General features: G+C 71.8%; 9 protein-coding genes. 2 read left to right on the plus strand and 7 right to left on the minus strand.

Annotated features, from left to right (window positions below):
• Window positions 1–157: 157 nt before the first annotated feature.
• The gene (locus LUU90_RS03495; protein WP_275001890.1) at window positions 158–2,884 is read left to right on the plus strand and encodes a Tat pathway signal sequence domain protein; all 2,727 of its coding nucleotides are present in this window, start codon (window positions 158–160) and stop codon (window positions 2,882–2,884) included.
• 119 nt (window positions 2,885–3,003) lie between these two features.
• Here LUU90_RS03495 and LUU90_RS03500 read toward each other — a convergent pair whose 3' ends face one another.
• From LUU90_RS03500 to LUU90_RS03510, 3 genes are all read right to left on the minus strand, one after another.
• Window positions 3,004–3,660 (minus strand): Poxvirus protein I5, encoded by a 657-nt coding sequence (locus LUU90_RS03500; RefSeq protein WP_275001891.1) that lies wholly within the window; start codon window positions 3,658–3,660, stop codon window positions 3,004–3,006.
• A 278-nt stretch (window positions 3,661–3,938) separates the two neighbouring features.
• Window positions 3,939–5,237, minus strand: a complete 1,299-nt coding sequence (locus LUU90_RS03505) for an ABC transporter substrate-binding protein (RefSeq protein WP_275001892.1) — start codon at window positions 5,235–5,237, stop codon at window positions 3,939–3,941.
• Between the two features lie 92 nt (window positions 5,238–5,329).
• Window positions 5,330–6,400, minus strand: coding sequence for a substrate-binding domain-containing protein (locus tag LUU90_RS03510; protein WP_275001893.1), 1,071 nt, complete (start codon window positions 6,398–6,400; stop codon window positions 5,330–5,332).
• Window positions 6,401–6,513: 113 nt separating this feature from the next.
• Between LUU90_RS03510 and LUU90_RS03515 the strand changes: the two genes are divergently transcribed.
• Window positions 6,514–8,604: a DUF2264 domain-containing protein gene (locus LUU90_RS03515; RefSeq protein ID WP_275001894.1), complete on the plus strand. Its 2,091-nt coding sequence runs from the start codon at window positions 6,514–6,516 to the stop codon at window positions 8,602–8,604.
• Between the two features lie 10 nt (window positions 8,605–8,614).
• On the opposite strand, the gene LUU90_RS03520 is transcribed toward LUU90_RS03515, so the two are convergent.
• The 4 genes from LUU90_RS03520 to LUU90_RS03535 form a co-directional block, all read right to left on the minus strand.
• Complete coding sequence (locus LUU90_RS03520) at window positions 8,615–9,502, minus strand: carbohydrate ABC transporter permease (protein WP_275001895.1); 888 nt, start codon at window positions 9,500–9,502, stop codon at window positions 8,615–8,617.
• Window positions 9,499–10,488, minus strand: a complete 990-nt coding sequence (locus tag LUU90_RS03525) for a carbohydrate ABC transporter permease (RefSeq protein ID WP_275001897.1) — start codon at window positions 10,486–10,488, stop codon at window positions 9,499–9,501. The genes LUU90_RS03520 and LUU90_RS03525 overlap by 4 nt, the downstream gene beginning before the upstream one ends.
• Before the next feature lie 2 nt (window positions 10,489–10,490).
• Complete coding sequence (locus tag LUU90_RS03530; RefSeq protein ID WP_275001898.1) at window positions 10,491–11,822, minus strand: ABC transporter substrate-binding protein; 1,332 nt, start codon at window positions 11,820–11,822, stop codon at window positions 10,491–10,493.
• Window positions 11,823–12,027: 205 nt separating this feature from the next.
• Window positions 12,028–13,128, minus strand: coding sequence for a Gfo/Idh/MocA family protein (locus tag LUU90_RS03535; protein ID WP_275001899.1), 1,101 nt, complete (start codon window positions 13,126–13,128; stop codon window positions 12,028–12,030).
• Window positions 13,129–13,168 lie beyond the last annotated feature (40 nt).

Raw genomic sequence — 13,168 nt, forward strand, 5'->3', positions numbered from 1 at the left:
TGGGCCCGTCCGGTGGTTGCGCGTAAATGTCCGTTCCGCCATCCGGCGACGTCTATGGACCTACCTTCCCTGCGGAAGCTGCTGGACCCTGCCCGCGTCGACGCCGACCGGGCAGGGGCTCGACATCCGAGTGCACCACCCGAAGGAGATGAACACCGTGGTTCATGTCAGCCGTCGTACCGTCCTGACCTCGGCCCTCACCGCAGGCGCTGCCGCCCTCGTCCCCCGTGACGCGCGTGCCGCCGTCCCGGCGGCCACCCCGCCGCCGATCCTGCGGTCCCACGATCCGGTCGAGCTGCGCTGGCTCGACCGCGACAGCCCCGCCGCACTGGCCGGCGGCACCACCTGGGGTGTGCCGTGGCCGCGCGGGGCGTTCGCACCCGACCAGCAGTTCTCCCTCAGCACCGGGGCCGGCGAGGCGGTGCCCGTGCAGACGTGGCCGACCGCCTGGTGGCCCGACGGCTCGGTCAAGTGGACCGCGCACGCCGTCAGCGAGGACGCACCGCGCGCCGAGACCTACCGGCTGGGGGCCGGCCGGCCTGCCACCGGAGCGCACGCGATAGCGGTCCGCGAGTCGGCGGGCGAGATCACCGTCGACACCGGAGTCGTCCAGGTCGCGTTCGCCCGGCACGGGAACCAGGTGGTCCGGTCGGTGCGGCGTGGGGGCACGGTGCTCGCGCACTCCGGCCGCCTCGTGGTCTCCCGCCAGGACAAGCCCGACACGGACGACCCCCAGGCGATCCGCTTCGAGTCCTTCACGGGGTCCGTGAGCTCGGTGGTCGTCGAGCAGTCCGGGCCGGTCCGCGCGGTGGTCCGGGTGGAGGGCAAGCACCGCAAGGGATCGCGGGAGTGGCTCCCCTTCGTGCTCCGCTTCTCGCTGTTCGCGGGCTCGGACGGGATCCGCGTCGTGCACACGTTCATGTTCGACGGCGACGAGGAGCGCGACTTCATCAACGGCATCGGCGTGCGGTTCACCGTGCCGATGCGGGGCGAGCTGTACGACCGCCACGTGCGGTTCGCGGGGACGGACGGCGGCGTGCTGTCCGAGGCCGTCCGCGGTATCACCGGGCTGCGGCGCGACCCGGGCGCCGCCGTCCGGCAGGCACAGGTCGCCGGCACGGCGCTACCCGACCCGGCCACCTGGGACCAGCGCGTCACGTCGCGCCTGCACTGGATCCCCGCGTTCGGGGACTACAGCCTCAGCCAGCTCACGGCGCAGGGCTTCGAGATCCGCAAGCGCACCGGCAAGGGCCACTCGTGGCTCCGGGTCGACGACGGTGAGCGGGCCGCCGGGCTCGGCTACGTGGGGACGCCGTCGGGCGGCCTGGCCTTCGGGATGCGCAACTTCTGGCAGCTCCACCCCACGGAGCTGGAGATCACCGGGGCCGCCACCGAGGAGGCCGAGGCGACGGTATGGCTGTGGTCGCCGCGGGCGGGCGCGATGGACCTGCGGTTCTACCACGACGGCATGGGCCAGGACACGTATCCCGAGCAGCTCGATGCCCTCGAGATCACGTACGAGGACTACGAGCCGGGGTTCGGCACCCCGTACGGCGTCGCCCGCACGAGCGAGCTGATGTTCTGGGCCCTCGGCGCCACGCCGACCGCCGAGCGGTTCACCGAGCTCGCCGCCGCGAACAGCGCACCGCCGCTGATCGTGAGCAGCCCGGAGCACAACCACGAGGCGGGCGTGTTCGGCTCGTGGTCCCCCGTCGACCGGTCGACGCCGGCCCGCGCCACCATCGAGGACCGGCTCGACGCGATCCACAGCTACCACCAGGACCAGGTGGACCAGCGGTCCTGGTACGGGTTCTGGGACTACGGCGACGTCATGCACACCTACGACGTCGACCGGCACCAGTGGCGCTACGACGTCGGTGGCTACGCGTGGGACAACTCCGAGCTCTCCACCGACCTGTGGCTCTGGTACCACTACCTGCGGACCGGTGACGCCGCGGCCTTCCGCCTCGCCGAGGCGATGACCAGGCACACCGGCGAGGTCGACGTCTACCACCTCGGCGTGTGGAAGGGCCTCGGCACCCGGCACGCCGTCATGCACTGGGGCGACAGCGCCAAGCAGGTCCGGATCAGCAACGCGAACTACCGCCGCTTCTACTACTTCCTCACCGGCGACGAACGCACGGGCGACCTGCTGCACGAGCTCGTCGACTCCGACCGCACCTATCTGGTGCTCAACGCGACCCGCAAGATCGACGGGTCCACCAGGCCCTACGACCCCGACCCGACCGCCCTGCCCTTCGGCACGACGACGGACTGGGGCGCCGTCGCCGGTGCGTGGCTCACCGAGTGGGAACGGAACGGCGACCCGGCCGCGCGGGAGCGCCTGCTCGCGAGCGCCCGGTCGATCGCCGCCCTGCCCAACGGCTGGGTCCAGGGCGGAACCACCTACGACCTGACGACGGCGAGGTTCAGCTCGGGCCCCGACAAGACGGTGTCGATAGGCAGCCTGAGCTCGGTGTTCGGGCTGATCGAGGTGATGACCGAGCTGCTCGACCTGGTGGACGAGCCGGAGATCGAGGCCAAGTGGGTCGAGTTCTGCCGCCTCTACAACGCGACCGCGGCGGAGCAGCAGGCGGTCACCGGCGCGTCCTGGGGCAGCCTCAACCTGCGCCAGGCCTACTCGCGGGCCACGGCGTACGCCGCCGTCCGGCTGGACGACGACAGGCTCGCCGACCGCGCCTGGCAGGAGCTGCGCACCGGGCACGCCGGGTACCCGGACAGGCACGACTGGGGGACGCGCCGCATCGAGCCGCCCCGGGTGCTGCGCCCGGTGGACGAGGCCGACTTCTCGACCAACGCCAGCGCCCAGTACGGCCTGGCCGCGATCCAGTGCCTGTCCCTGATCGGCTCCCGCCTCGGCTGACCTGCCCCGGTCGTCGCGAGCACGCCTGCGCTGGGTACCCAGCGATTCGGCCCGTACCCGTCACGGTTTCGGGCCGAATCACTGGGTAGGGCGCAACCCCCGCCCGGGGCGGGGTGGGGTCAGGGGCGGGATCGGCGGCGGGTCTCTACCGCTACCGCCGCGAGGCTGAGGAGACCGCCCGTCACCAGCACGAGCGGCGTGAGCATCCAGACCAGCACCGCGCACATGGCCAGGGCGGCGACCAGCAGCGCGGATCCGGCCACGTCGTCACGGGTCCGGGCGGCTCCGCGCGACAGCAGCTGCCGCACGCCGCCCGTGCCCGGCGTCGCGTCCGAGCCCGGCGCGGCGTCGTCGTCGGACCAGGCGGCCGCGGCGCGCACCAGCACCACCGCGGCGCACGCCGCGACCACCCACGTCACCCAGCGGACGGCGGACGAGCCCGGGAGCGCGCCCGACGCCGTCAGCCCGGTATTGACGACCACGACGACGACGGCGAGCACCAGCAGGACGCCGAGCAGCCAGAGGCCGCGCACCGCCGCGACCCAGTCCCGCACGAAGGTGCGGACGGACGTGTCGTAGCCGCCGAGATGACGGCGCAGGTGCGCGACGCCGGCAGCGAGCGCCGCGGGCAGCGTCACCACCGGCAGGCTCCCGACCAGCACGAGGAGCCCGGTCAGCAGCGTCTCGCCGAGAAGGGCGAACCGGCTCTCGCCCGCCACGTGGCGGCCGCGCTCCGGCTGCTCCTCGGGCTCGTCGGCCTGCTCCTGAGAGTTCACGGGGACTCCGACTCCTCTGTCGGACGGCGGCGGACACCTGCGTCGCTTCACCGTCGCGTCCTGAAACGATACAAAGGGACCCTAGCAGCCGGACCCTGGCAGCCGGACCCTGGCAGCCGGACGCGCTGGTCGAGCCTGCCGAGGGGTCTCGACAGGCTCGACCAGCGGGGCACGGCCCGATCAGCGGGGCGCGGCTCGACCGGCGCTGGGTGGTTCGACCGGCGCAGGAGGGCCCGGCCGGTCGTGCGCGGCCCGCCCCGCGGCGTCAGCGGGGTGGCTCAGCTCCCCGCAGCGAGTGCGGCCTCCGCTTCCGTGAAGAACTGGTTCACCGCCGCGTCCAGGCCGACCGCTCCGTGCGCCAGGTCTCCGCTGATCCGCGTGAACGCGGTCTCGACGGTGCCGAAGCCCGCGACGGGCGGGGGCACGGAACCGGTGAGGTGCGGCTCGAGCGCGGCCTCGTACTCCACGACCTGCGCGTCCAGCCCCTCGGGCTCGAAACCGTCCATGGCCGTCGACGACGCCGGGACGCCGCGCGAGATGCCGAAGATCTCGCCGACCTCGGGGTCGTTGGTGATGAAGTCGATGAGGGCAGCCGCCTCGTCCGGGTGCTCCGACCCTGCGGCCATGGACAGCATCAGGGACGGCTTGAGGAACAGCCCGCGCTGCTCGGGGTCGTCCGCGGGCAGGGGCAGCATCGCGAGGTCGGCTCCGCCGGATCCCTCGCTGAACCGCACCAGGAAGTTGTCCCAGCTGATGTCGGCCGCAGTCTCCTTGGCGCCGATGGCGTCGACACCTTCGAGCTGGTCCAGGCGATCCGCCGGCAGGAAGGAGCCGTTCTCGTGCAGGGGCGCGGCCCGCCCCCACCACTCGGCCAGGTCGTCCTGCGTGAAGCCGAGCGCGCCGTCCTCCTCGAACAGGGCCTTTCCCTGCTGCCCGAGCCAGATCTGGAACAGCCAGAGGGCCTGCGTGTAGTCCACGGAGCCGTGCACCACCGGGTCCTGGTCCGTGCCCGCCTCGGCGACGTCCGCCAGGAAAGCGTCGTACTCGTCCCAGGTCAGGTCACCCTCGGGCGGTTCGACGCCGAGATCCCCGAGCAGGTCCGTGTTCACGATCGTCGCCAACGTGTTGGTGCTGGTGGGGATCGCGAAGGTCTGGCCGTCCAGCTGTGTGGACTCGACCAGTCCCTCGGGCAGGGCCGAGACGTCGATCTGCTCGCCGACGTGCTCGTCGAGCGGGGCGACGCGCCCGCTCTGCCCGTACTCGGCGAGGTAGGCGAGGTCCATCTGGATGACGTCGGGCAGGCTGCCGCTGGCCGCCTCGGTGTTCCGGGCGCTCCAGTAGTCGCCCCACGCGGCGAAGTTCGTGCGTACCTCGACGCCGGGATTCTGCTCCTCGAAGAGCGCCACCGCTTCCTCGTACCGCTCGGCGCGCGTCGTGTCGCCCCACCAGGCGAAGTCGAGGACCACCGTGTCGTCCCCGCCGCCGGTGTCGCCAGCCGAACATCCCGTCACCACCAGCGGCAGCACAGCTGCCGCGGCGATCAGGGCCCGGGCGCTGTAGGCGTCCGTTCGTTTCATCGTGAGCCTCCTTGCTCAGCCGTCTGCGCCTCCGCGCACGGCAGAATGCTGCCCGCCGCGCGCGGGGAACCGACGAAAACGGACAAGAACGGTCAGTCGCGCGGCGCGCCACCGCACGACTCCCGGACGGTGAGGCGCGGCAGCAGGTCGACGTGGCGCGGCGGACGGCGGTCCTCGTCCCGCTCGGCCATCCGGTCGACCAGCAGGCGGAGCGCCTCGCGTCCCAGCTCCCAGCGCGGCGGCGTGACGGCGGTGAGCGGAACCGCCGCGAGCTCGGCGTTCTCGTCGTCGTACGCCACGATCGCGAGGTCCTCCGGCACGCGCAGCCCTCGGTCCAGCGCGGCCTCCACGAAGCGCGCCGCATGGTGATCCGTGTGCACGAGGACGGCACGCACCCCGGCCCGGGCGCACTCGTCGAGCATCCGGCCGACGGCGAGCTCCAGCTCGGCGGGGTCGTCCTCGCCCTTGGGCAGGGACGCCGACGGCGCGGCCCCGAGCCCGAGCCGCTCGACGGCCTGCCGGTAGCCCTCGCGCACGTACGGTGCGGTCGGCGTCCGGTCGTACACGGCGAGGGCGATGCGCTCGTGGCCGAGGGCGGCCAGATGCTCGACGGCGACCACCGCGCCGTGGGTCAGGTCCGTCCGGGCCAGGTCCAGCTCGCTGAGCCGGGTCATCCCGTCGATGCGGCGTTCCACGAGGACGACCGGCACCGGGATCGCGGACGCCCACGCGGCGAGCTCCGCGGGCTCCCGGCCGCGGGTGGTCGGGGCGATGGCGATGCCCGCGGCGCCGAGGGCGATCATGCGCGCGACCTGGGCCTCCTCCACCTCGGGCCGGTAGTGCGACACCCCGAGCACCAGGCGGGCCCGGACCGCGGGGGCCAGCGACTCCATACCGCGCACGAACTGGGGAAAGTGCGTGGCCGTGCTGGGCACCACCACGCCGACCAGGACCCGTGCGGCCTCGGGCCCCCGGGACGAGCGGAGCGCTATCGCCCCGCCGTGCACCCGCGCCAGCTTGCCGGCCCGGTCGAGCGCCATGATGTCGCGGCGGATGGTGACCTCCGAGACCCCGAGTCGTTCCGCGGCCTCCGCAGAGCGGAGACTCCCCCGCAGCTCGACCTCACGCAGCAGGTACTCGTGGCGCGCCCGTGGCAGCTTCATGGTCACCGTCTCCCTCCCCCTGTCTCCCGCCGTGTCATGAGCGCGGTGGTTGATGCTTGAGCGGAAATGTCCGATCGGACGCACCGCTCACACGGGTCGGTGAGACTCCCGCAGTGACGAGTCCTGACGCCGCCCACCACGCCGCCCTCCGACCTGCCCAGCGCTGGACGCGCGAGCACTGGCTGACCACTGCCGACCAGCTGCTCGACGCGACCGCCGGGCACGCCTCCCCCGGCCGTTCGCTGATCCGGCTGCCCGGACCCATCAGCGCCTCGGGTGCGTGGAGCGACGGGCTCGAAGGGTACGCCCGCACCTTCCTGCTCGCGGCGTTCCGCCTGCGGGGCGAGGGCGGCGACGACCCGCACGGCCTCCTGGAGCGCTACGCCGACGGCCTGCGGCACGGCACCGACCCCGCCCACCCCGAGCGCTGGCCCCGGATCGACGAACGGCGGCAGGCGGTCGTCGAGGCCGCCTCGGTCGCGGTGGCGCTGTCCGAGACGCGGCAGTGGCTCTGGGACGGGCTCGACCAGGCCACGAAGGAGCGCACCGTCGACTGGCTCGCCGGGATCGTCGGCACCCGCGGGTACCGCAACAACTGGATCTGGTTCCAGAACATCATCGAGGAGTTCCTCGTGTCGGTCGGCGGCCCGTGGGACCAGGCCGACCTCGACCGCAACGAGGAGCTCCAGGAACGCCTGTACGTGGGCGACGGCTGGTACTCCGACGGGCACGGCCGGGACGGGCGGCGCCAGTCCTTCGACTGGTACGCCGGCTGGGCCTGGCACTTCTACCCCGTGCTGCACGCCCGCATCCAGGACCGTCCGCTGGCCCGACGGCACGCCGACCGGCTGCGCGCCTACCTCGACCAGGCCAGGCACCTGGTGGGTTCCACCGGCGCGCCCCTCCTGCAGGGCCGGTCGGCCACCTATCGCCTGGGCATGCTCGCCCCGTTCTGGGCGGGCGCCCTCGCGGACGCGACGCCGCTCGCACCGGGGCAGACCCGTGCGCTGACGAGTGCCGTCGCCGAGCACTTCCTGGACGCCGGTTCGGTCGACGGCGACGGACTCCTGCCGGTCGGCTGGCACCACCGCTACGACCGGGTCCGGCAGCTGTACACCGGGGCCGCGTCGCCGTACTGGGCGAGCAAGGGATTCCTGGGCCTGCTGCTCCCGCCGGGCCACGCCGTCTGGACGACGGAACCCGAGACACCGGAGGCCTGGCACAACGACGCGGTGGTGCCGCTGCGCGCACCGGGCTGGCTGGTCTCCAGCACGCCGGAGGACGGTCTCGTCCGCATCGTCAACCACGGTTCGGACCGCCTCCTGGAGCACGCGGCAGAGCCGCACGCCGACGACCCGTTCTACCGCCGGGCCGCCTACGCCAACCTGGTCTCGCCCCAGCTCTCGCAGGACGCGATCGCCGCGCCCGTCGAGTCGCACGTCGCGCTGCTCGACGCCGACGGCGCCCCGTCCCACCGCGACGGCGTCGACCGGCTCGCACTCGGCGATCACGTGGCCACCTCGTGGTCGCGGGTGCACTGGCTGGACCTCCCCGGTGCGGCGTCGGACAGCGGTGCGGCGTCGGACGGGGCAGCCGCCACCTGGGCGGCGATGCGCCGCGGGCCGCGCCTGGTCACCGCGTCGGTGGTGCGCGGCCGGTTCGAGGTCCGCATCGGCTGGTACCTCCAGGACGTGCCGGACGGTGCGGCCGGGAACGGTGCGGCCGGGAACGGTACGGACGTGGACGGTACGGACGTGGACGGTACGGACGTGGACGGCGCGGCGTGGCCGCGCGACGTCGGCCCGTGGAGCCTGCAGGTGGGCGGCTGGGCGCTGGCCGCGCCGGACGCTACCCGCCTGACCGTCGAGACGGGCACGGACTGGGTGCGCGTCGACCGCCGCGACGGGCTGTCGTCGCTCGTCAAGGGGCTGACCGGGCTGAACATGCCCGGGACCAGGCGTCGGCTGGGCGCCGACCCGCTGGCCGCGGCGTCGGCGACCCCCTGGCTGCGCAGCAGCCGGCCCGTAGACCCCGACGAGGTGGGTGCGGCGCTCGTGGTGCTGACGGGAGCCCCGTCGCCGCTCGACCTGGACGCCGTCGAATCGGTGACGCGGCTGCCCGACGCCGACCGCACCCGGGTCGCGGTCCGCTGGCAGGGCGGGCTGGTGGACCTCGTCGACGGACCCACCAGCCCTGCCCCGTGACCCTGTCGGGTCAGCCCTTGAGACCCTGCGTGGCGACACCGTCGACGAGGTATCGCTGGAACAGCACGAAGAACAGCAGCACCGGCACGAGCGCGAGCACGGCCATGGCCATCTGCGCGCCGTAGTCGGACACCGATGTCTGGTCCACGTAGATCCGGAGCGCGATCGGCAACGGGTACGTCTCGGGCTGCTTGAGGTAGAGCAGCGGCCCGAGGAAGTCGTTCCACGACCAGATGAAGGCGAAGATCGAGCTGGTGATCACCGCCGGCCGCATCAGCGGGAGCAGCACCAGCCGGAAGATCCCCCAGTGGCCGCACCCGTCGATCCGCGCGGCCTCGTCGAGCTCGCGGGGCAGCCCACGCAGGAACTGCACCATGAGGAACACGAAGAACGCCTCGGTGGCCAGGAACTTCGGGGCCAGCAGCGGCAGGAACGTGTTCACCATGCCCATCGAGTTGAACAGGATGTACTGCGGGATGATCACCACGTGGAACGGCAGCAGCATCGTGCCGATCATGATCGCGAAGTAGACACCGCGACCGGGGAAGTTGATGCGCGCGAACGCGTAGGCCGACACGGTGGCCGACAGGACGATGCCGACCACCGAACCGACAGCGAGGATCAGCGAGTTGAGGACGAAGGACCAGAACGAGACCCCGCCGATCCCGCCGAGCGCCGACACGTAGTTGTCCAGCGTCCACGTCTCGGGCCACAGGTTCACGTTGCCGACGATGTCGCCGTTCGGCTTGAACGAGCTCATCACCATCCACAGACCCGGGTACAGGATCACGGCCGCGATCGCGAGCACGAGCACGTGAAAGACCACCGAGCTGGTGCGCTTCTTTCGGCTCGCGACCGCGCTCGCGGTAGCACTCACCGTTGTCATCGCAGTAGTCATCGCACGTCTCCCGTGTAGTGGACCCACGCACGCGAGGTGCGGAACAGGATGGCAGTGATGATCCCGACGACGACCACGAGCACCCAGGCCATGGCCGAGGCGTACCCCATGCGGAACTCCGTGAAGCCCTTGATGTAGAGATAGAACGTGTAGAACAGCGTCGAGTCGGCAGGACCACCGGTGCCACCGGAGATGATGAAGGCCGAGCTGAAGACCTGGAACGCGCCGATGGTCTCGAGCAGCAGGTTGAAGAACAGCACGGGGGACAGCATCGGGATCGTCACCGACACGAAGCGCCGGATCGGCCCGGCGCCGTCGACCGCGGCAGCTTCGTGAAGCTCGGCGGGGATCTGCTTGAGACCCGCCAGGAAGATCACCATCGGGGCGCCGAACTGCCATACCGCCAGCAGGATCATCATCGGCATGGTCATGCCGGGGTCGCCCACCCAGCCACCGCCGGGCAGGCCGAAGAACTGCTGGACCCGGTCGGCGACGCCGTCGTCGATGAACATGGCGCGCCACACGATCGCCACGGAGACGCTGGCCCCGATGAGCGAGGGCGCGTAGAACATCGAACGGTAGGTGCCCTGGCCACGGTGCTTGGCGTTCAGCAGCAGCGCCACCGCGAGGGCCGCGGCGAGCTTCACCGGTACGCCCACGAGAACGTAGATCGCGGTGACCTGTGCCGACTTGAGGAACCGGGGGTCGGCGAACAGGGCGGTGAAGTTGTCGATGCCGATGAACTCCGGCGCCCGGAACAGGTTGTAGTCCGTGAACGCCAGGTACAGCGACATCAGCATCGGACCGGCGGTCAGCAGCCCGAAACCGAGCAACCACGGGGACAGGAACGCGTATCCGGCACGCGTGTCGGACCGGTTGCGCGGTGGCTTGGCGGCACCGCCCCGCGCGGGGGACGGCTGGGCCGTCGTCCCCCGCGCGCTGCCGCGCCCAGCCTGACGGCCGCGCTCGGTAGTGGTAGCTGACATGCTCACTGCCCGCCGAGGTTCGCTTCGGCGCTCTGGAACCACTGGTCCGCGAACTCCTCCGCCGTGACGTTGCCGTACGCGAGCTCCTCACCGAGGCGCTTGAACTCGGCCTCGACCACGCCGTAGCCCTCCCCCGGGAGCGGCGTCTCGGCCGTGACCCGGTCGGCCACCTCTTCCTCGTAGCCGACGATCTTCTCGTCGATCGAGCCGTCCGTCAGCTCCATCGCGTCCTTCTGGGCGGGGACCGCGGGCACACCCTTCGAGGTCCCGAAGATCTTGCCCACCGCCGGGTCGTTGACCAGGAAGTCGATCAGCGCGGCCGCGGCGTCCGGCTCCTGGGTGTTCGCCGACGACGCGAGCAGCATCGACGGCTTCCAGAACTGCTGCGAGCCCTCGGCACCCGTCGGCACCGGCAGCAGGCCCAGGTTCTCGGTACCCGCACCGGACGCGTAGCCGGCCAGCATGTTGTCCCAGGTGATCTCGGTGGCTGCCTGGCCGACCTGCATGCCCGTGAGCGGCTCGACCTGCTTCGTCCGCTCGATCGGGAAGAACACGCCCTCGTCCCGCAGCGGCTGGGTGCGCTCGACCCAGGCGACGAGGTCCGCCTTCTCGAAGGCCGGCGAGCCGTCCTCCGCGAACGCGGTCTTGCCCTGCTGGAGCAGCCACTGGATGAAGAGCCAGAGGGTGCCGGTGTAGTCGGTGCCGCCATAGACCTGCGGGTCCTGGTTGGCTCCCGCCTCGCTGACCTCACGGATCCAGGCGTCGTACTCGTCCCAGGTGAGACCCTCCGTCGGCGGCTCGACGTCCAGCTCGTCAAGAAGGTCCTGGTGGTAGAACAGGCCGAGCGTGTTGGTGCTGGTCGGGATACCGAACTGCCCGCCGTTCACCGCACCCGAGCCGAGCAGGGTCTCGTCGTAGTCACCGGTCTCCAGGTTGACACCGACCTGGCTCGACAGGTCGAGCAGCTGGTTGTTCGACGCGTACTGATGGATGTAGGCGAGGTCCATCTGGAAGACGTCGGGCAGGGTCTGGCCGGCCGCCTCGGTGGTGCGCGTGGTCCAGTAGTCGTCCCACGCCTGGAACTGGGTCGAGACGTCGATGTTCGGGTACTTCTCCTCGAACAGCTCGACCGCTTCCTCGTACCGGGACGCGCGGTCGTCGTCTCCCCACCAGACGAGGGACAGCTTGATGTCCCGGTCGGTGGCAACGGGCGCCGCCTCGGACGAGGAGGCGGCGCTACCGCCTCCGCACGCGGAGAGGGCGAGAGCCGACGCCGCTGCGAGGGCGGTGATCTGGACGGCGGCCGTCCTTGTGGTGGTGCGTGTGCGGACCACGTGAGCCTCCTTGCTCGTACTGCTGTTGGCACGCCGGCTGCATCCTCGACGGCCGACTGAATCGATACAATACCCCTACGGGAAGCGTTGTCCAGGGGCTGAGGTCAGGAATTCGTAACGAAGTGCATCGATACAGGTCGACGCATGGTCTGCCGGGAGCGGACGCGGTGCGGACGCATCCCGGACGCGGAGCAGCACCCGCCGGTCAGGAGCGGACGCCGGTGTCCTTCACGGGAGCCCACGCGGGTCCGGTACCGCGCATGGACGCGTGGAACGGGTCACCCGGCCGGATCTCGCCCGCGCGAACCACCGCCCCGGTGAACGCCGACCGGTAGATCGCGGCGACCAGCTCGAGCGTGCCGCGCACGTCGGCCACGGTGACCGGGGGCGCCTCGCCCGCGGCGAAGGACCGGTAGGTCGGCACGAGCTGGGCCAGGTGCCCGGAAGGCAGGGCCATGGCGTCCGGCTGCCACAGCTGCGCGACGTCGTCCCGCCCCTTCGCGGGTGTGAACGTCCAGTCGGCATCGCCGTACCCGTACAGGTGCGACAGCTCGACGGTGGCCGCCTCGGTGTCGAACCGCAGGTCGGAGGTCTCGCGCGGGGACAGCAGGGAGTTGGCGACGGTCGCCATCGCCCCGTTGGCGAAGCGGACGATCGCCATCGACACGTCCTCGGTGTCCACGTGCCGGGCGAGCCGCCCGGCCATCGCCGTCACCTCGGACCAGGGGCCGAGCACCGCCAGGAGCAGGTCGAACTGGTGGATGCCGTGGCCCATCGTGGGCCCGCCGCCCTCCGTGTCCCACCGTCCGCGCCACGGCACCTCGAAGTACTCGGGCGCACGGAACCACAGGGTGTCGCAGGTCGCCACGAGCGGGCGGCCCAGCGCGCCGTCGTCGAGCAGACGGCGAAGCTGGCGCAGCCCGTGCCCGAACCGGTGCTGCACCACCTGCGTGAAGGTGGCCGTCGAGGCCGCCTCAGCCTCGGCGATCTGGTCGAGCTCCGCGAGGGAGAGGGTGGCCGGCTTCTCCACCACCACGTGCACACCGGCCTCGAGCGCGGCCACCGTCGCCTCGACGTGGGCGCCCGGCGGGGTGCACACGTGCAGCACGTCGGTGTCGGCGAGCACGGCGGCCAGGTCGGTGCCGTACCCGGCGACGCCGTGCTTCCGGGCGAACCCCTCGGCCCGGGCCGGGTCGATGTCGAGCGCGTGGGCCAGCACGGCGTCCACGCCGTGCTCCGCCAGCCCGGCGATCGCCTCGGCGTGGGCTCCGGCGATGGCACCTGTACCCAGGATCGTGGCTCTCATGTCTCTCCGTCCTCGTTGACGATGAATCGATTCACTCGCA

The organism is Promicromonospora iranensis (assembly GCF_028994775.1).
Lineage (GTDB): Bacteria > Actinomycetota > Actinomycetes > Actinomycetales > Cellulomonadaceae > Promicromonospora > Promicromonospora iranensis_A.